Genomic DNA, 18727 nt, shown 5'->3' with positions numbered 1-18727 from the left:
TTACGGTTGCGGTTGGCCAAGCGCCGCCGCCAGCGCGTCGAGCTGCGACAGCATCCATTGCTGGAAGGTCTTGCCGGCCGGTTGCGTCTCGGTGACGCTGACGACCGGCACGTGCGCGTCGTTCGCGATCTTCAGCATCCGCTTGGTCATCGGCTCGACGGCCTGGCTGTTGTAGAACAGCACGCGCACCTGGCGCTTCTTCAGATCGTTCTCGAACGCGGCGATATCGGCCGGGCTCGCCTCGGTGTTGTTCATTGCCGCGAGTTGCAGGCGCGGGTTGCGCATGTCGAGCCCGATCGCGTCGGCCATATAGCCGAATACGGGCTCGGTGGCGGTGACGGGGACGCCCCGGTAACGCGCGCGCAACTCGGCCACTTTCGCGCCGACTGGCTGCATCGATGCGACGAGCTTCGCGAGATTCGCGTCGTAATCGGCCTTGTGCGCGGGGTCGGCCGAGCCGAACGCCGACGCGAGCGCGCGTGCGGCGGCGGGCATCGTCGGCGGATCGTACCAGAGGTGCGGGTTGTCGCCGGCCTTTCTGCCGACCAGCTCGGCAACGACGATGGTGGCCTGCCTGTCACGCTTGGACGCGGCCAGCAGCTTCGGCATCCACGGATCGTAGTCGGCGCCGTTGTAGATCACGACTTTCGCCTGTTGCAGCTCGCGGGCGATTTTCGGGCTGGCTTCGAACAGGTGCGGATCCTGATCGGGATTGCTGAGGATGCTCGATACCTGCACATGCGTGCCGCCGATCTGCCGCGCGACGTCGCCGTAAAAATTCTCCGCGGCGACCACCTTGAGCGGCGCGCCTTGCGCGAATGCGGCGCTGGCGGCAAGCAGCGCGGCGATGCCGGCGGCGAGCGAGCGCGCGCGCCGCGCGATGGTGGATGCACGCGGGGCGCGGCGCACGCGCGTGGTGGACGTGACGTCGCACGCGGCGCACGCGCCGGTCAAACGGCGCGACAACAGAACAGACGCGTGCAGCGGCGCGCGCGTCGGGGCGGCGAGGAACATACGGTCGATCCTTTTCGGTTGGGCGGGACGAAAGCCTGGCGCGGCGGGCTCAGTCGTGCCGCGCGTGTTTGCTTTTGCACTGGCCGCACAGGCCACTCAGCTCGACGACTTGCCGGTGCACTTCGAAGCCGTGCGCGGGAGCGCTCGCGGACAATTGCTTGGCGAGTTCGCCGCCGGGAATTTCTACCGTCTCGCCGCACGCTTCGCAGATCAGGAACTGACCGTCGTGCGGTTTACCGATCTCGCAGCACGCGACGAACGCGTTCTTCGATTCGATCCGATGGATAAAGCCGTGTTCGACGAGGAAATCGAGCGCGCGGTAGACGGTGGTCGGTGGCACGCGGCCGCGCTGCGGCTCCAGCTCGGCGAGCAGATCGTAGGCGCCGATCGGCCGCAGCGCGGCAAGCACATGCTCGTAGACCTGGCGGCGCAGCGGCGTCCACGCGAGACCGTGCTCGGCGGCAAACGCATCGGCGCGGGACAGGCGGGCGGCGAGAGGGTGGGTTGAGGCCATCGTTGAACCGGTCGGTCGGATAGGTCGAATACTACGGCGATGATATAACGTATCGGCGGGCCTTGCATCCCGGCGGTTGCCCCATTGCCTGCTGTTTTGCGTTCCCGGCGGCCTTCGGCAGCCATGTGGGCCGCCCGGCAAGAAGGCCGGATACGCGGGCGCCCATATCGGCGGCCGCTGCGTCGCGTTTGTCGTTCCGTGGATGTGCCGTTGCGTCAACCGCCTTCGGCGATGCGCTTTCCGGATTCTCGCCGCGTTTGCTTTTTGGCGGGTTTCGCGCTTCGTTTCCCGCTGGTTCCTATTTCGCGCAGACCGCGGTGTGCGCATAGGCCGCGCGTTCGCAATGCGGCGGCGCAGCATCAAAAGACGGTTTTTCCGCCTTGACAGCGTGGGGTTCGTGGCCGATCATTCGTTCAAAATTAGAGCAAATGATCAATAAATGAGCGTTCGCTCAGTTCCGGCGGCGCGATGAATAACGAATCGGAGACAGATCTGTGAGATTGCAGAACAAGGTGGCGATCCTGACGGGCGCGGCGAGCGGCATCGGCGAAGCAGTCGCGCAACGCTATCTGGACGAGGGCGCGCGCTGCGTGCTCGTCGATCTGAAACCGGCCGACGGCGCGCTTGCCACGCTAATCGCCGCGCATCCGGATCGCGCGCTGGCCATCACGGCAGACGTCACGCGCCGCGACGACATCGCGCGTATCGTCACGACCGCCGTCGAGCGGTTCGGCGGCATCGACATTCTGTTCAACAACGCGGCGCTGTTCGACATGCGCCCGCTTCTCGACGAATCGTGGGACGTGTTCGACCGCTTGTTCGCCGTCAATGTGAAGGGCATGTTTTTCCTGATGCAGGCGGTCGCGCAACGGATGGTCGAGCAAGGGCGCGGCGGCAAGATCATCAATATGTCGTCGCAGGCGGGCCGGCGCGGCGAGGCGCTCGTTTCGCACTACTGCGCGACGAAGGCCGCCGTGCTGAGCTACACGCAATCGGCCGCGCTCGCGCTCGCGAAGTACCAGATCAACGTGAACGGCATTGCGCCGGGCGTCGTCGATACGCCGATGTGGGAACAGGTCGACGCACTTTTCGCGCGCTACGAGGGCCGCCCGCCAGGCGAGAAAAAGCGGCTCGTAGGCGAAGCGGTGCCGCTTGGCAGGATGGGCGTGCCGGCCGATCTGACCGGGGCCGCGCTCTTTCTTGCGTCAGCCGACGCGGATTACATCACCGCCCAGACGCTCAATGTCGACGGCGGCAATTGGATGAGCTGACATGAGCGGATTCGCGCGCGCCCCGCAGCGGCCGCCGCGTCACGCAGCGGCTTGCATGCGCGGGCGCGGGAGCGAGGGCGATATGAGACAGGCCGCGGCGTGCCGTGCCGCGCTGCGCAAGCCGCGCGGCGGACCCTCGCGCTGGGCGGCTTGGCCGGGAGGGCGTGATGGCTGAAATTGTCGTCGCGGGCGAATTGCTCGCGGAATTCGTCGCCGCCGCGCGCGGCCAGGGCTTCGATGCGCCGGGTGAGTTCGTCGGCCCGTTTCCGAGCGGCGCGCCGGCGATCTTTGCCGATCAGGCGGCGCGCATGGGGGCGTCGGTGGCGTATGCGGGCTGTGTCGGGTGCGATGCATTCGGTGATGCGATCATCGCGCGCCTGGCAAGCGATGGCGTCGACGTCGCGCGAATCCGCCGTGTCGCGCGCCCCACCGGGGTCGCGTTTGTCGCCTATCGCGCGAGCGGCGAGCGCCAATTCGTCTACAGCATCGACGGCAGCGCGGCGGCGCTCATCGAGCCTGCTGACCTCGATACGTCGATGTTCGCCGGCTGCCACTATTTTCATGTGATGGGCTCGTCGCTCACGAGCGAACGCGCGATCGCCACGGTGCAGCGCGGCGTGAGCGAGGCGGCGCGGGCGGGCGCGAAGATTTCGTTCGATCCGAACGTGCGTGCCGAGATGCTCGCGTTCGAACCGATGCGCGCGGCGCTGCTCGAGATGCTCGGCGTATGCCATCTGTTTCTGCCGAGCGAGGCCGATCTGCCGTTTTTCTGCGGCGCGCAGCCAAGCGAACGCGCGATTGCGGGTTTGCTCGCCACGTATCCGCTGCTCGAGAGGGTGGTGCTCAAGCGCGGCGCGGCGGGCAGCGCCGTGTTCGACCGCACGGGCAGCTTTACCGTGCCGGCGTTCAGGACCGTCGAAGCCGATCCGACGGGCGCCGGCGATTGCTTCGGCGGCACGCTGGTCGCGAGCTTGGTCGCAGGCGCGCCGATTCAGGTTGCGCTTGCGCGCGCGAACGCGGCAGGCGCGCTTGCCGTCGCGCGGGTCGGTCCGATGGAGGGTAACAGTATGCCGGATGAAATCGAACGTGTTCTCGGCGAGCGAGGTGCCGCATGCGTGGCGTGAGCACCCTCATCGAGCCGCGCATGCACGGCGCCACGCAGATGCTGCGCGAGATTTTCGAGGCGAACCGCACGGGCCGGCGCTGCGGTATTTATTCGGTGTGCAGCGCGCACCGCATCGTGCTCGAAGCGGCGTTCGAAGCCGCGCGTGACGACGAATCCCCGCTTCTCATCGAGGCGACTTGCAATCAGGTCAATCATCGCGGCGGCTATACCGGCATGACGCCCGCCGAATTCCGGCGCGACGTGGACGCGCTCGCGCGTGACAGCGGGTTTCCGGCCGATGCGCTGATTCTCGGCGGCGATCATCTCGGGCCGATTCCGTGGCGCCATCTGAGCGCGCGCGACGCGATGCGCGAAGCGGACGAAATGGTGGCCGCGTATGTCGAAGCGGGCTTCTCGAAGATCCATCTCGATGCGAGCGCAGCCTGTGCGGACGACGCGGTCGCGCTGTCCGACGCGACGCTCGCCGAGCGGGCCGCGCAGTTGTGCGCGACGGCGGAACGCACGGCGCGTGCGATCGGTGCCTCGCCCGTCTACGTGATCGGCACCGAGGTGCCGACGCCGGGGGGCGAGGTGAGTGATGCGGCGAGCAGCGGCGCGCTCGCGCAAATCGAAGTGACCCGTGTGGCCAGCGTGCGAGCGACACTCGACGCGCATCGCGAGGCGTTCGCGCGATATGGCCTGCATGACGCGTGGTCGCGCGTGATCGCGCTCGTCGCGCAGCCGGGCGTTGATTTCGACGACCGGCGCGTACTCGACTACGATCCGTCGCGCGCGGCCGAACTGGGCGCGAGCATCCTGCGCGAGCCGCGGCTCGTGTTCGAAGCGCATTCGACCGACTATCAGACGCAAGCGGCGCTCACCGCGCTCGTGCGCGATCACTTCGCGATCCTGAAGGTAGGCCCGGCGCTGACGTTCGCGCTGCGCGAGGCGCTGTTCGCGCTGACGTATATCGAGGACGCGCTGTTCGACGACGCGGCGCAGCGCTCGCAATTGCGCGACGTGATCGATGCGGCGATGCGCGAGGGGCCCGAATACTGGGCGCCTTACTATCGCGGCGACGCGCTCGCGCAGCGGCTCGCGCGCCAGTTCAGCTACAGCGACCGGATTCGCTATTACTGGCTGCAACCGGCGGTTGCAGCGGCGCTCGAACGTCTGTTCGACAATCTCGCGCGCCGCGCGCCGCCCGAAACGCTCGTCGCGCAGTGGCTGCCCGACGTGTATGCCGCGTGCCGGCGAGGCGAACTTGCGCGCGAGCCCGCCGCATGGGTGCGCTACCGCATCCGCGATGTGATCTCGCGCTACGCGCAAGCATGCGCGATGGAGCAACGTGGTTGAAAACGGGCCGCACCCATGCGCGGCGGCACGAAGCCGGCACGCCGTCGATGCGGCACGCAGTCAACACGAAATCAAAACGCAATCAGGAGACATGCCATGCAACGAAAGACCTTCACCGCCGCCGCGCGTTTTGTCGCGAGTGTCGCGCTTACGGCGCCGGGATTGGCCGCACACGCGGCGACGCTGACCATCGCGACGCTGAACAACCCGGACATGATCGAGCTGAAGAAATTGTCGGTGGCGTTCGAGAAGGCGAATCCGGACATTCGCCTGAACTGGGTGATTCTCGAGGAAAACGTGCTGCGCCAGCGCGCGACCACCGATATCACGACGGGCAGCGGCCAGTTCGACGTGATGGCGATCGGCACCTACGAGGCGCCGCAATGGGGCAAGCGCGGCTGGCTCGCGCCGATGACGGGGTTGCCCGCCGATTACGATCTGGACGACGTGATCAAGACCGCGCGCGACAGCCTGTCCTACAACGGTCAGCTTTATGCGCTGCCGTTCTATGTCGAAAGTTCGATGACGTTCTACCGCAAGGATCTGTTCGCCGCGAAGGGCCTGAAGATGCCGGCTCAGCCGACTTACGACCAGATCGCCGAGTTTGCCGACAAGCTGACCGACCGCGCGGGCGGCGTGTACGGAATCTGTCTGCGCGGCAAGGCGGGCTGGGGCGAGAACATGGCGTATGTGTCGACCGTCGTCAATACGTTCGGCGGCCGCTGGTTCGACGAAAACTGGAATGCACAACTCACGTCGCCAGAGTGGAAGAAGGCGATCGGCTTCTACACGAACCTGCTGAAGAAGGATGGCCCTCCGGGCGCGAGTTCGAACGGCTTCAACGAAAATCTGACGCTCACCGCATCGGGCAAATGTGCGATGTGGATCGACGCGACTGTCGCGGCGGGGATGCTGTACAACAAGCAGCAGTCGCAGGTTGCCGACAAGATCGGCTTTGCCGCTGCGCCGGTTGCCGTCACGCCGAAGGGCTCGCATTGGCTATGGGCATGGGCGCTCGCGATTCCGAAAACGTCGAAGCAGCAGGACGCGGCCAGGAAGTTCGTGGCCTGGGCCACGTCGAAGCAGTACGTCGAGATGGTCGGCAAGGACGAAGGCTGGGCGTCGGTGCCGCCCGGCACACGCTTGTCGACCTATCAGCGCGCCGAGTACAAGAAGGCGGCGCCGTTTTCCGACTTCGTGCTGAACGCGATTCAGAGCGCCGATCCGAACGATCCGTCGCTGAAGAAAGTGCCGTACAGCGGCGTGCAATACGTCGGGATTCCTGAATTCCAATCGTTCGGCACGGTGGTCGGGCAGGCGATCGCGGGCGCGGTGGCCGGGCAGATGACGGTCGACCAGGCGCTCGCCGCCGGGCAGGCCGCGGCCGATCGCGCAGTGCGTCAGGCAGGCTACAAAAAGTGAAGCGCCGTGCGCGCGGCGACGCGCGCGCGGCTTGGCGCTAACGCGGGCGCAAGCGGCAGTGCGCACGCATTGAACGAGGTGATTCCGATCATGCGTCACTTACGCGTTTCTCTGTCCAGTTCGGCGCCGCTTGCCGATGCGCCGCTCGCCGCCGCCGAGCATGCACGCGGCAAGCCCGCGCGCTGGCTCGCGGCGCCGTCCGTCGCCGTGCTGTTGCTGTGGATGGCCATTCCGCTCGCGATGACGATCTGGTTTTCGCTCACGCGCTACAACTTGCTGAATCCCGACGTGAAGGGCTTCGCCGGACTCGACAACTACCGGTTCCTTGCGACCGATCCGTCGTTCCTGCCGGCGATCTGGCACACGCTCGCGCTGATCGGCTCGGTGCTCGTGATTACCGTGGCGGGCGGCGTGCTGATGGCGGTGCTGTTCGACCGCAAGTTCTATGGGCAGGGCGTCGCGCGCGTGCTCGCGATCGCGCCGTTCTTCGTGATGCCGACAGTGTCGGCGCTGATTTGGAAGAACATGATCCTGCACCCGGTGTATGGGCTCGTCGCGCGCGCGATGCGCGCGTTCGGGATGCAGCCTATCGACTGGTTCGCACAGTATCCGCTGACGTCGATCGTGATGATCGTCGCATGGCAATGGCTGCCATTTGCATTCCTGATTTTGTTTACCGCGATTCAATCGCTCGATCAGGAGCAGAAGGAGGCTGCGCGCATCGACGGCGCGGGACCGTTCGCGATGTTTTTCTATATCACGCTGCCGCACCTGAAGCGCGCGATCGCGGTGGTCGTGATGATGGAGACGATTTTTCTGCTGTCGATCTTCGCTGAAATCTATACGACGACGGGCGGCGGTCCGGGCGATGCGACGACCAACCTGTCGTATCTGATCTACGCGCTAGGCCTGCAGCAATTCGACGTCGGGCTGGCATCGGCGGGCGGCATTCTCGCCGTCGTGCTCGCGAACGTCGTGTCGTTCTTCCTCGTGAGAATGCTCGCGCGCAATCTGAAAGGGGAGTACGAAGCATGAGTGACTTGTCTGTACTGGTTTCGCGCGGCGCGCCCGGCGATCGGCCCGGCTTGCTGCGCACGGCGGCGCGTGCGTTGCCCGGCGTGCTTGCCTGGCTTGTCGCGCTCGCGTTGTTCTTTCCGATTTTCTGGATGGCGATCACGGCGTTCAAGACGGAGCAGCAGGCGTATTCGTCGACGCTTCTGTTCATGCCGACGCTCGACAGCTTTCGCGAGGTGTTCGCGCGCAGCAATTACTTCGCATTCGCTTGGAACTCGGTGCTGATTTCGGCGGGCGTCACCGTGATCTGCCTGCTGCTGGCCGTGCCCGCTGCATATGCGATGGCGTTTTTCCCGGGCAAACGCACGCAGAAGGTGCTGCTGTGGATGCTGTCGACGAAGATGATGCCGTCCGTCGGCGTGCTCGTGCCGATCTATCTGATGTGGAAGAACGCGGGGCTGCTCGATACCGTGGCTGGGCTCGTGATCGTCTATACGTTGATCAATCTGCCGATCGCCGTATGGATGACGTACACCTATTTCAACGAGATTCCGCGCGACATTCTCGAAGCCGGGCGCATCGACGGCGCGTCGACGTGGCAGGAGATCGTCTATCTGCTGATGCCGATGGCGCTGCCCGGGCTCGCGTCGAGCGCGCTTTTGCTGGTGATCCTATCGTGGAACGAGGCGTTCTGGAGCATCAATCTGTCGAGTTCGAACGCCGCGCCGCTCACGGTGTTCATCGCGTCGTACTCGAGCCCTGAGGGCTTGTTCTGGGCGAAGCTGTCCGCCGCGTCGCTGCTCGCGGTCGCGCCGATCCTGGTGGTCGGCTGGCTGTCGCAAAAGCAGCTCGTGCGCGGCCTCACGTTCGGAGCGGTCAAATGACGGCGGCGGCGATGCACACGCGCGATGCGCGCGCGCTGATCTGCGATTGCGATGGTGTGCTGATCGACAGCGAGGCGATCGCGGCCGACGTGCTCGTGCGCGAACTCGAGGCGCGCTGGCCAGGGGTGGCGGCGCGGCCGATCGTGATGCCGCTGCTGGGCTTGCGCACCGAGCGCGTGCTCGAGGGCGCATGCGCGCGCGCGGGGCGCATGCTCGGCCCCGGCGACGTCGAGGCGATTCGCGCGAGCGTCGAGGAGAAGGCCGGGCAGGCAAGCGCGGTCGCCGGTGTCGACGCGGCGCTTGCGCAGCTCGATTTGCCGATCGCGTGCGCGAGCAATAGCCGCCGGCATTATGTGGACGCGGCGCTGAGCCGTACCGGCCTCAAGCGTTTTTTTGGCGACCGGCTGTTTTGCGCGGACAGCGTCGCACGGCCGAAGCCCGCGCCCGATGTGTATCTTGCCGCCGCGCAAGCGCTCGACGTCGCGCCGCCGCAGTGTCTTGTCGTCGAGGACAGCACGACGGGCGTGACGGCTGCGTTGGCCGCCGGCATGACGGTGCTCGGCTTCATCGGCGGCGGCCACGCGTCGGCCGCGCAGGTCGACGCGCTGCGCGTAATCGGCGCCAGACGTGTGTTCGACGACATGCGCATGCTGCCGGCGCTCGTCGCGCAATGGCTTGCAACCGGCAAGGTGCAGCCGGATTGAACGAATGCGTCGCGCGGGCGTGACGACGACGATCCGCCGCGCGGCCGCCACGCTGAACGAAGACAACGGAGACGAATCATGGCAAGCGTGATCCTGCGCAATATCGGCAAGCGCTATGAAAACAACGAAGTGCTGAAGGACGTGAATCTCGACATCGCGAACGGTGAGTTCGTCGTGTTCGTCGGGCCGAGCGGCTGCGGTAAATCCACGCTGATGCGGATGATCGCGGGGCTCGAGGAGATTTCTGGCGGCGACCTGTTGATCGACGGCGTGCGCGTCAACGGCGTGCCGAGCGCGAAGCGCGGCATCGCGATGGTGTTCCAGTCGTATGCGCTTTATCCGCACATGACGCTCTACGACAACATGGCATTCGGCCTGAAGCTGAGCGGCGCGAAGAAGCAGGAAATCGACGATGCGGTCAAGCAGGCGGCGAAGATCCTGCACATCGATCATTTGCTCGACAGGAAACCTAAGCAGTTATCGGGAGGGCAGCGGCAGCGGGTCGCGATCGGTCGTGCGATCACGCGCAAGCCGAAGGTGTTCCTGTTCGACGAGCCGCTGTCGAATCTCGACGCGGCGCTGCGCGTGAAGATGCGGCTTGAATTTGCCCGGCTGCACGACGAACTGAAGACGACGATGATCTACGTGACGCACGATCAGGTTGAGGCGATGACGCTGGCCGACAAGATCGTCGTGTTGTCGGCGGGCAGCGTGCAGCAGGTCGGTACTCCGAACGAGCTGTATCACGCGCCGGCGAATCAGTTCGTCGCGGGTTTCATCGGCTCGCCGAAGATGAATTTTCTCGCCGGCGTCGTGCAGGCGGTGTCTGCCGACGGCGTGCTGGTGCGCTTTGCGACGGGCGAGACGCAGCGCGTCTTGCTCGAGCCGGCGGCACTGCGCGTCGACGATCCGGTGACGGTTGGCATCCGGCCCGAGCATCTGAGCGTCGGTGCGGCGAATGGCGGCGTGACGGTGCGCACGATGGCAGTCGAGTCGCTTGGCGATGCGGCGTTTCTGTATGCCGAATCGAGCGTCGCGCCGGACGGGTTGATCGCGCGGATTGCGCCGCTGCAGACGTACCGCACGGGCGAGATGCTGCGCGTGACGGCCGAGCCTGAGCATTGCCATCTGTTCGATCGCGACGGGAGCGCGTTCAAGCGCAAGCCGAACCACGCGCTTGCTGCGTGACGCGTCGCGTGCGCAAGATCGGGAGCGAAGGTTCGGTGCGCGGCAGAAAAAGGTTCGATGCACCGGACGCAGCGGCGATCACGCATCGCCGCTGTTTTTTATCCGGCCGATGCCGCCGGGCAGCCGATCCGGGCTGCGGGCCGCCTCCCGTTACCGGGTGCGACGGCCATCCGGCGCGCGTTCGTCAGTGGACCGTTTCGGCAGCCAGCGAGTTGCCCGGCTTGATCTGCGCGCAATTGTTCGGCGCGGGCTTGCCGGCGAACCGGTCGAACAGCCAAGGCACCATGGCGCTTGCCCATGCGACAGCAGTCGCGGCGTGTTCCAACGGATATTCTGTATACACGACAGGCGTTCCGCTCGCGCAGAATTGCCGTGCGAGCGTGCGCACGTCGCCCGCGATCATCACGCCGTCGCCGGATTGGTTGCTGAACGTGCCATTGAACACGCCGGCCGTGCCCTGGCTGATGAGCATCGGGATTGTCGGCGAGCCGACGAGCCCCGCGTTCAATTTGTTGACGGCGGCCACGTAAGGCTCGATTCGATTGATGTCGTTTGCGTATTCCGGTTTCAGCAGCGTTTTCCAGCGCAGACCCATCAGGCTCGGCAGGAACTGAAGCAGCGACTGGTTCTGGATCTGCGCGAAGACTGCCTTGCCGTAGTCGCTCAAATAGGGCGTGAAATCGATGCCGTAGGCTCGGCCGACACCGATGAACGTGGCCGGTGCCACGCCGCCCCAGACAATGCTGCCGTCGACGTAATACAGGTTATGGGCCGGATCGACCAGCACCCCGCCCTCGGCGGCGCCGACGAGGCGCTGGTTGACGTCGGGGGCGTAGGTGGGCGCGAGTTGGGCCGCCCAGTTGGTCGCGATCGCGCCGCCCGAATAGCCGATCAGCGCGACCTTGCTGGCCGCGGTGAAGCCCGTCGACGGGGTGTTGAGCGCGGCACGCACGGAGTCGAGCGTGGTCATTCCGTATTCGGGGCCGGCCGCGAAGTCGGCGGTCTGACCTTCGGTGTCCGGCACGATGATGCTGTAGCCCGCGAGCAGCAGCGTCGAGAGCGGGATCGATTCGCCGCTGTAAAGCAGGCCGCCGAGCGTGCGGTCGCCGGCGATTACGCGTGACGGTTCATCGAGCGGATTGAGCGAGTCGTATGCCGATTGGTACGAGATCGCGTGACCGTTATTGTTGCTGTAGGGATTGACGATGACCGACGTCACGTTGACGACGGCTTCCTTGCGCGCGTTGTGGGTCCGGTACAGCAGTTGCTGCGCGAGCACCGTGGTCGGAATGCCCGCTATGTGGTAGTTCACGGTTCGGGTCTTCAGCACGGTGCCGGGCGCGATGGCCGACAGCGGCGTGCTGCCGGAGTACGTATAGAACGGATCGTCGGCGCCGCCCGCCATGGGCGTCGGTGCGGTCGCGGCGATTGCCGTTGCGGTCGTGATCGACGCCAGAACGGCGGCGAATGCATGCAGGCTCGGTTTCACTCGATGTCTCCTCCTAATGGGATCGGCGCCATTGCATCTCCGCTTGCCGAGTCTCCGGCGCCCGCGAGACTCGCTGTTCATTCGACGCGTTCAGGGCGGTCAGTGCATTATCTAAATGATTCGATTTGCTAATTAATTGTCTGGTTGGGGGCGTCGATTCGATCGCTGCTTTGGGGAATGCGTTGCCCGACATTTTCTTAGGTACTTCTAAATGGTGCGGCCGCAGGAAGGCTGGTTTGCATTGAAGCACGGCGAACTTTGGGTTGACTACCGTTTGAAGGAAAATGCCTAATTTGGACGCACGCGACCCATATTGCTTATCCAGATTGGCTCACTCAAGCACGGTATGGCGAGGGTGTGAGGACGCCTATTTTAAAATTGGCGTTACTGAATGACGCGAGCAATGCGGGGGCTCAGGGGCGAACTTGGAGGACGGCGGGAGGGCAGCGCATGACGGCAGTAAATGCTGGCGAACGGAGACGGCCGCCACCCGGGCCGCCGGCATTTCAAAGCGCGGCGGCAACCTGTTGCGCGGTCTGCCCGAGCATGGGCCGATCGCACGCTATGCCAGCAGTTTCGGCTCGCTTTTGCCGTATTTGATCGAGCGTTCATCGGCGATCATCAGCCCGGTATTCTCGTTGCGCCCTTGCAGCACGAGCCGCGCATCCTTCGCGCCGAGTTGCGCGGCTGCCTTTTGGCTGTCGAGCCCGATCTCGCCCTTCTTCATCCGGTTGACGATCACACCGAGCGCCGTGTCGTCGAAATCGCGTAGCATCCATGCATCGCCGTCGCTGTCGCCGAACACGAGCAGCGGCCCATAGCCCTTCTTCGATTGCAACTCGCGCCGAATGCCGAGGGTCTTGCCCGGCCCGTAGTTGAAATGCCAGTTGGGCGCGTACTGATTCACGTATTTGCCGTTCTCCATCACGATCCGCATGCCGATCACATGATCGTCGGGCACGCCGTAGCCGAATGCCGAATGTCCGGCGAATACGCGCACGACGTCGTCGAGCGACGCGGTGCTCACGTATACGTCGATGCCGTTCGAGCGCAGCGTGTCCATCAGCGCGCGAATCTCCTCGTGAATCCGGATCCCATGAAAATGGGTCGCGGCGACCACGCCCGCCCGGCCCGGCCGCTCGCGGGAGCTTTCGTAGGTGAGCTTGCGCAGCGCGTCGCCGAGGTTCGCGACGTTGCTGTCGTAGGCCATGGCTTGAAGCTCGTCGCGCGTCATGCCGGCGTACCAGTACATGATCCACTTGTAGCCGATTTCGACCGGATAGGTGTCGCAGATCGCGTCGTACATGAAGTACAGCTTTGCTCGGAAATCCTTGAACGGCTCGCTGCGCCGAATCTCGTCGATCGGCATGTCGCCGTTCAGGCCGCGGTAGTTCGCGTATAGCCAGCGGTAATCGTCTTCGACATCGGCTGCGATATCCTCCATACGCACCGGCTTGCCGTCGATCGTGGTGTAGCCGAGCTTCGCGTCGAACGGGCCGTTCGGCACGCCCTGGCGCAGGATCGCCGCGAACTGCTTGGGCGTGAGCCGGTAATGCAGCCCTTCGATCTGATGCATCATCAACGCTTCCTCGCAGTCGTTCATGATGCACGTGTTGTCCCAGTCGAAGACTGCGTAGGGCCGGCGTTCGGCTTGGTACGCCGGGCTGCGCGAGCCATGCGCGGCGAGCACCGCCGAGAGCCGCGCGGCGTTGCGCGGCGACCAGCGGCCGGGCGCGAGCGACAGCGGCTCGGCGCCGGCGTTTGCCGCGCGTGCGGGCGTCCATGCGCCGGCCGCGATTGCGGCCGATGCGCCGGCGAGTGACCGGACGAAATGCCGGCGTGCTGTTTTCATCGTTTGTCCTCCGAAAGAATGCGCACGTGATGGGGCTGGGCAGGCTGACCGCAAGCGGTTGAAGGGGCCGGGGAAAACCGGCGCAGCCATGGTGGCCGACGGGTTCGGCCGGAATCGGCCGGCCGTCGCCCAGCTTCGCTCCGCATAAAACCGGCGGACAGTTAAAATCCGACATCTGGCTGTCGGAATGCGACGCGCCGCGCGCGTGCCGACGGCGCAACCGGTTCGCCACTGGCTCACTGTGTTGGACGCGCCGCCCGTCGGCTTGGTTATGCCGTCGGTTTCTACTCTGCGCGCGTTCCGGCTCTTAGCCGCCCAACGCCGCTCGCGCGCAGCTCTCGTCCGTCACCAGCCCCGACAGCCAGCCGCCGCGCAACGCTGCGAGCACCGCCGTGCGTTTGCGCGGCCCGCCCGCGAACGCGATCGTCGGCCGCACGGGCGGCGCGTCGAGCGCGACGCTCGTCACGCGCGGGCTTGTCGATGCTTCGATGCGGCGGCCCTGCGCGTCGATCGGCAGCCCGAGCATCTCGGCCACCGCGCCGCGCGCGACCATGTCGTTCAACTCGTCGGCGGTGATGAAGCCGTCCTCGAACAGCGGGCAGTGCGCGCCGATGTTGCCGATGCCGATGAACGCGACGTCTGCTTCGGCCGACAATTGCTCGACGATCCGGTACAGCCGGTGATTGCACCACTGGGCGCGCTCGGCGTCGCTATCGGCGATAAGCGGCGCGGGCAGCAGAAAATGCTTGCCGCCGGTTTTCTCGGAGATGTGTTGCGCGACGTCGTAGCGGTTCGACGAACCGTCCTGCGCGATCGCGCCAACCATCGACACGAGGCGGTGCTGCGGCCGATCGATCTGCGCGATCTGCGCGACCGCGGCCTTCAGCGTGCGGCCGCTGCTGAGCGCGATGACCATCGGCTTTTCCTCGCTCAGATAGCGCTCGATCACTTGCGCGCCCGCGACGGCGAGCTTGCGGTCGATCGCATCGGGCATATCGCCGTCGATCGGCACGACCTCGCACATCTCAAGGCCGTAACGCTTGGACAACTGCGCGGCAAGTTCGAGGCAGTCGGCGATCCGATGGTCGACGCGCACGCGGATCAGGTTCTTCTCGACCGCGAGCGCGACGAGCCGTTGCGCGACCGGCCGCGATACCTGCAGCTTCTCGGCGATTTCGTTTTGCGTGTCGCCCGCGATGTAATAGAGCCAAGCGGCACGCGTCGCGAGATCGAGTTTTTCGGAGGATTTGGACACGGTGAGGGATCGTCTCAGGTCGGGCGAGGCGGCGAGCGCCGGATAAAGACCGCACTTTACCGCACCGCGCTCACGCAAGGCGCGCGCGCGTCGGCGTGAATAGCGGGCGCACGTGACGGTACAGCGAGCGGAACGTGTTGAGCCGCTCGCGCAGCGCCGCATGGCGGGCCGCATCGGGCGTGAACTCGTCGGCGAGCGGCGGTTTCGCGAGCGCGTCGGCGGGCGCGCCGCCGAGCGCGAGCCAGCCGAGCCGCGCTGCACCGAGCGCCGCACCCGTCTCGCCGCCACCGTGCCGGCGCGTGCGCACATTGAGCGCGTCGGCGAGCAACTGCGCCCAGTACGCGCTGCGCGCGCCGCCGCCTATCAGCGATAGCGCATCGGTTGCGGCGCCGGCCGCGCGCAACGCGTCGTAGCCGTCGGCGAGCGCGAGCGTCACGCCTTCGAGCACGGCGTAGCCAGCGAGCGCGCGGTCGGTGCCGTGCGTCATGCCGAGGAACACGCCTTGCGCGTAAGGATCGTTGTGCGGCGTGCGCTCGCCGGACAGATAGGGCAGGAAGTACGGTGCGTCGGCGCACGCGGCGGGCGCGAGCGCGGCGATTTCGGCAACGAGCGTGGGCTCGTCGGTCGACGTCAGCTTGCAGAACCAGCGCAGGCAGCTTGCCGCCGACAGCACGACGCTCATCTGCTGCCAGCGCTGCGGAATCGCGTGGCAGAACGTGTGGACGGCCGATGCCGGATTCGGGCGGAAGCGGTCGCCGACGATGCTCAGCACGCCCGAGGTGCCCAGCGACAGGAAGCCGTCGCCCGGCTGCGTCGCGCCGATGCCGAGCGCGCTCGTCGCATTGTCGCCGCCGCCGCCCGCGACGACGACCGCCTCGGACAGCCCGAGCGTGCGCGCGACGTCGGCGCGCAGTGTGCCGGACGGCGCATTGCCTTCGACGAGGCGCGGCATCTGTGCGCGCGTCATCCCGCCGGCGGCGAGCAGCGCGTCGGACCAGTCGCGTTTAGCGGCGTCCAGCCATAGCGTGCCGGCCGCATCCGACGGATCGGACACCTTCGCGCCCGTGAGCTTGAGCCGCAGATAATCCTTCGGCATCAGCACGCACGCGATCTCGCGAAACACGTGCGGCTCGTGGCGCGCGACCCACAGCAGCTTCGGCGCGGTGAAGCCGGGCATCGACAGATTGCCGGCGATCGCATGCAGATCGGGTGCGAGCGCTTCGAATTCCGAGCTTTCGTCGGCGCAGCGCATGTCGTTCCACAGGATCGCGGCACGCAGCACGCGATCGTCGCGATCGAGCAGCACCGCGCCGTGCATCTGCCCGGACAGCCCGATGGCGCGCACCTGCGCGAACGCTTGGCGGTGTTGCGCGCGCAACGCGGCGAGCGCGGCGAGCGTGCCGGCCCACCAGTCTTGCGGATGCTGCTCGGCCCAGCGCGGATGCGCGCGCTCGACGGAAAACGGCGTGCCGGCCGTGCCGACGACGGTGCCGTCTTCCGAAAGCAGTAGCACTTTGACTTCGGATGTACCGAGATCGATGCCGAGATACATGGGCGATGAGCGGGGCAAACCGCTAGACGAAAGAGAGCCGCTACTTTAGCCGTGCGTTTGCCGGCGTGCCAATGCAGGGTTGACCCGGATGCGGCGCGCCGCCGCTCACCGGCTCGCCAGCCATGCATCGACGCGCTCGAGCCCGGCGCGCAGCGCACGCTCGAGTGCGCTCACGCCGGCGAGCGAGCCCCAGAGCTGACGGTCGGCCGCGAGCGCCGCGACCGGATCGGCCGCGCCCGCGATCGCGCGCGCGGTCTGCTCGTCCATCACGCCGTCCTGATATGCATAGGGCAGCGCGTGTTGCGCCCAGCGCTGCAGGAAGCGCAGGAAGAGCGCCGGCAGCACCGCGGTCGATACCGGCTTGGCGCCGCGCGCGATCGATTCGGCGAGCGTCGGCGCGATGAAACCGGGGATCTTCGAGAAGCCGTCGGCCGCGACACGCTGGTTCGTGTCGAGGATGTGCGAATTGCCGAAGCGCTCGAGCACGACGTCGCGGTAGCGGGCGAGATCGAGCGGGCTGGGCGTCAGGCACGGAAGCACGTCGTCCGTCACGTATGCGCGCGCGAAGCGGCGGATCGCTTCGTCCTGCGTGCCTTCGTGGATATACGCATAGCCTGCGAGCGTGCCAGCCCACGCAATGCAGCTGTGCGTTGCGTTCAGGATCCGGATTTTCGCTTCCTCGTAAGGATGAACATCGGCGACAAGCTCGGCGCCCGCGCGTTCCCATGCGGGGCGGCCGGCGGCGAAGCGCTCCTCGATCACCCATTGGATGAACGATTCGCCCATCACCGGGCACGCATCGTCGGCGCCGGTTGCCGCGCGCACGCGCTCGCGCACGTCGGCGGTCGGGCGCGGCGTGATCCGGTCGACCATCGCGCACGGGCACGTGACGTTCGCATCGAACCACGCGAGCAAGTCGGGCTGCTCAGGCGCGCCGATTGCGCCGGCGGGCGTTGCCCGAGGCAGCGCGGCGGCGTCGCGCCGCCCGTCAACGGAGCTTGCGAGGCCGCGCCGTGCGAGGAATTCGCGCATGCCGGCGCGAAAGCGCGTGCCATTGCTGCGCAGGTTATCGCAGCTTTGCAGCGTGATGGGGCCCGCGCCGCGCGCCGCGCGCTCGGCGAGCAGCGCGGCGAGCGTGCCGTAGATCGTTTTGCGTGCGCCTTGCAAATCGGCAGCGAGATCGGGATGCGCGACGTCGAGGCGATCGAGTTCATCGAGGTAGTAGCCGCCTTCCGTCACCGTGAACGACACGATCTTGCACGTGTGATCGGCGCCGGCATCGATGAGCGCCGCTTGATCCGCCGACCACGGCAGCACGCGGGTGATCGAGCGGATCGTCTCGTAAGCGCGCTCGCCTTGCGGCGTGACGGTTTCGAGCGTATAGACGCCGTGCTGCGCAGCGAGCGCGTCACGCGTTTCGCGCAGATCGTCGCGGATGTCGCCGACGACGAGCGACCAGCGCTCGTGTGCCGGCGACATTTCGTTGACGCGATGTAGATACCACGCCTGATGCGCGCGATGAAACGATCCGATGCCGATATGCAAGATCGTTGGCGCGGCGCTGGCCGGACTGCTCATTGCGTGTCTCCTGTCGATCGGAGTTGGCGCTTTAGCGCTTACTCCGATCCCATGCCGTGATTGGCCGAAGTTAGCGCTTCAGCGCTTACTTCGCGCCTCGCGGCGGTCGATCGTAGCTAAAGGCTTCAGCACCTAATCCGATCCCATATAAGGCTGACGGCCGACTCAAGCCTGCCGAGCCACGTTTTAGATCATTTGATCATCTGGTGAGCGAATGATCTTATTCGGATCGGGGAAAGTCAAGGCAGGCGCCGATGATTTCGATGCTGCGCTGCGTCGTTCGCCGCCGCTCGGACGGAGGTGCGATTTGTGTATCGGCGGGACAGCCGGCCGCGCGGCACCTGTTCGCGTCGATTGTCGAAGTGCGTGCGAACGCGCCGGTGCCGCGCACCGAGTGGAAGGTTCGGCTGCGTGCCGATCGCGTATCGGATGCAGTGTGCCGGCGTGCGCGTGCGCGGCCGACGTCCGCAACTGTCGATATTGCGATTGCGTGACGCGCCGCAGTGGATGAGGAGCGTGCGTGGGAACC

16 protein-coding genes are annotated in these 18727 nt (G+C 66.1%); 9 read left to right on the top strand and 7 right to left on the bottom strand.

Features of this window, described 5'->3' with window-relative positions; translation table 11 throughout:
• Entirely contained in the window at positions 1 to 1014 is a 1014-nt protein-coding gene (locus WS68_RS03905) for a metal ABC transporter solute-binding protein (RefSeq protein WP_059569505.1), read from the bottom strand.
• Between the two features lie 49 nt (positions 1015 to 1063).
• A complete protein-coding gene (locus WS68_RS03900) occupies positions 1064 to 1528 on the bottom strand; it encodes a Fur family transcriptional regulator (protein WP_059569504.1) in 465 nt (154 codons plus the stop codon).
• A 494-nt stretch (positions 1529 to 2022) separates the two neighbouring features.
• Between WS68_RS03900 and WS68_RS03895 the strand changes: the two genes are divergently transcribed.
• From WS68_RS03895 to WS68_RS03860, 8 genes are all read left to right on the top strand, one after another.
• Positions 2023 to 2799, top strand: a complete 777-nt coding sequence (locus tag WS68_RS03895; RefSeq protein ID WP_059569503.1) for an L-iditol 2-dehydrogenase — start codon at positions 2023 to 2025, stop codon at positions 2797 to 2799.
• A 167-nt stretch (positions 2800 to 2966) separates the two neighbouring features.
• Positions 2967 to 3923: a sugar kinase gene (locus tag WS68_RS03890; RefSeq protein ID WP_059569502.1), complete on the top strand. Its 957-nt coding sequence runs from the start codon at positions 2967 to 2969 to the stop codon at positions 3921 to 3923.
• Entirely contained in the window at positions 3911 to 5260 is a 1350-nt protein-coding gene (locus tag WS68_RS03885) for a D-tagatose-bisphosphate aldolase, class II, non-catalytic subunit (RefSeq protein ID WP_059569501.1), read from the top strand. Before WS68_RS03890 ends, WS68_RS03885 begins: the two co-directional genes overlap by 13 nt.
• Positions 5261 to 5356: 96 nt before the next feature.
• Complete coding sequence (locus WS68_RS03880; protein WP_059569500.1) at positions 5357 to 6682, top strand: ABC transporter substrate-binding protein; 1326 nt, start codon at positions 5357 to 5359, stop codon at positions 6680 to 6682.
• A 90-nt stretch (positions 6683 to 6772) separates the two neighbouring features.
• On the top strand, positions 6773 to 7717 hold the full coding sequence (locus WS68_RS03875; protein WP_059569598.1) for a carbohydrate ABC transporter permease: 945 nt from the start codon (positions 6773 to 6775) through the stop codon (positions 7715 to 7717).
• Entirely contained in the window at positions 7714 to 8580 is an 867-nt protein-coding gene (locus tag WS68_RS03870) for a carbohydrate ABC transporter permease (protein ID WP_059569499.1), read from the top strand. Before WS68_RS03875 ends, WS68_RS03870 begins: the two co-directional genes overlap by 4 nt.
• Positions 8577 to 9284, top strand: coding sequence for an HAD family hydrolase (locus WS68_RS03865; protein ID WP_059569498.1), 708 nt, complete (start codon positions 8577 to 8579; stop codon positions 9282 to 9284). The genes WS68_RS03870 and WS68_RS03865 overlap by 4 nt, the downstream gene beginning before the upstream one ends.
• 78 nt (positions 9285 to 9362) lie before the next feature.
• The gene (locus tag WS68_RS03860; protein ID WP_059569497.1) at positions 9363 to 10472 is read left to right on the top strand and encodes an ABC transporter ATP-binding protein; all 1110 of its coding nucleotides are present in this window, start codon (positions 9363 to 9365) and stop codon (positions 10470 to 10472) included.
• 184 nt (positions 10473 to 10656) lie between these two features.
• Here WS68_RS03860 and WS68_RS03855 read toward each other — a convergent pair whose 3' ends face one another.
• From WS68_RS03855 to WS68_RS03835, 5 genes are all read right to left on the bottom strand, one after another.
• The gene (locus tag WS68_RS03855; RefSeq protein ID WP_331457837.1) at positions 10657 to 11877 is read right to left on the bottom strand and encodes a lipase family protein; all 1221 of its coding nucleotides are present in this window, start codon (positions 11875 to 11877) and stop codon (positions 10657 to 10659) included.
• A 646-nt stretch (positions 11878 to 12523) separates the two neighbouring features.
• Positions 12524 to 13813 carry a haloacid dehalogenase-like hydrolase gene (locus tag WS68_RS03850; RefSeq protein ID WP_059569495.1) on the bottom strand — a complete coding sequence of 430 codons (1290 nt, stop codon included), beginning with the start codon at positions 13811 to 13813 and terminating at the stop codon, positions 12524 to 12526.
• A 307-nt stretch (positions 13814 to 14120) separates the two neighbouring features.
• Positions 14121 to 15068, bottom strand: a complete 948-nt coding sequence (locus WS68_RS03845; RefSeq protein ID WP_059569597.1) for a sugar-binding transcriptional regulator — start codon at positions 15066 to 15068, stop codon at positions 14121 to 14123.
• A gap of 70 nt (positions 15069 to 15138) precedes the next feature.
• On the bottom strand, positions 15139 to 16620 hold the full coding sequence (gene xylB / locus WS68_RS03840) for a xylulokinase (RefSeq protein ID WP_059569494.1): 1482 nt from the start codon (positions 16618 to 16620) through the stop codon (positions 15139 to 15141).
• A gap of 105 nt (positions 16621 to 16725) precedes the next feature.
• The gene (locus tag WS68_RS03835) at positions 16726 to 18198 is read right to left on the bottom strand and encodes a mannitol dehydrogenase family protein (protein WP_059569493.1); all 1473 of its coding nucleotides are present in this window, start codon (positions 18196 to 18198) and stop codon (positions 16726 to 16728) included.
• Positions 18199 to 18452: 254 nt separating this feature from the next.
• Between WS68_RS03835 and WS68_RS03830 the strand changes: the two genes are divergently transcribed.
• Positions 18453 to 18692, top strand: a complete 240-nt coding sequence (locus WS68_RS03830) for a hypothetical protein (RefSeq protein WP_059569492.1) — start codon at positions 18453 to 18455, stop codon at positions 18690 to 18692.
• Positions 18693 to 18727 lie beyond the last annotated feature (35 nt).

It is taken from the genome of Burkholderia sp. TSV86, assembly GCF_001522865.1.
Lineage (GTDB): Bacteria > Pseudomonadota > Gammaproteobacteria > Burkholderiales > Burkholderiaceae > Burkholderia.
Note: the sequence above shows the minus strand (reverse complement) of the source record. Positions and strands in the feature narration are given on the sequence as shown.

Coding starts and splice junctions, on each gene's coding strand:
- WS68_RS03830 (WP_059569492.1), top strand. CDS start 18,453: ATGATTTCGATGCTGCGCTGCGTCGTTCGCCGCCGCTCGGACGGAGGT.
- WS68_RS03870 (WP_059569499.1), top strand. CDS start 7,714: ATGAGTGACTTGTCTGTACTGGTTTCGCGCGGCGCGCCCGGCGATCGG.
- WS68_RS03865 (WP_059569498.1), top strand. CDS start 8,577: ATGACGGCGGCGGCGATGCACACGCGCGATGCGCGCGCGCTGATCTGC.
- xylB (WP_059569494.1), bottom strand. CDS start 16,620: ATGTATCTCGGCATCGATCTCGGTACATCCGAAGTCAAAGTGCTACTG.
- WS68_RS03835 (WP_059569493.1), bottom strand. CDS start 18,198: ATGAGCAGTCCGGCCAGCGCCGCGCCAACGATCTTGCATATCGGCATC.
- WS68_RS03890 (WP_059569502.1), top strand. CDS start 2,967: ATGGCTGAAATTGTCGTCGCGGGCGAATTGCTCGCGGAATTCGTCGCC.
- WS68_RS03880 (WP_059569500.1), top strand. CDS start 5,357: ATGCAACGAAAGACCTTCACCGCCGCCGCGCGTTTTGTCGCGAGTGTC.
- WS68_RS03860 (WP_059569497.1), top strand. CDS start 9,363: ATGGCAAGCGTGATCCTGCGCAATATCGGCAAGCGCTATGAAAACAAC.
- WS68_RS03885 (WP_059569501.1), top strand. CDS start 3,911: ATGCGTGGCGTGAGCACCCTCATCGAGCCGCGCATGCACGGCGCCACG.
- WS68_RS03850 (WP_059569495.1), bottom strand. CDS start 13,813: ATGAAAACAGCACGCCGGCATTTCGTCCGGTCACTCGCCGGCGCATCG.
- WS68_RS03875 (WP_059569598.1), top strand. CDS start 6,773: ATGCGTCACTTACGCGTTTCTCTGTCCAGTTCGGCGCCGCTTGCCGAT.
- WS68_RS03855 (WP_331457837.1), bottom strand. CDS start 11,877: ATGGCGGGCGGCGCCGACGATCCGTTCTATACGTACTCCGGCAGCACG.
- WS68_RS03900 (WP_059569504.1), bottom strand. CDS start 1,528: ATGGCCTCAACCCACCCTCTCGCCGCCCGCCTGTCCCGCGCCGATGCG.
- WS68_RS03905 (WP_059569505.1), bottom strand. CDS start 1,014: ATGTTCCTCGCCGCCCCGACGCGCGCGCCGCTGCACGCGTCTGTTCTG.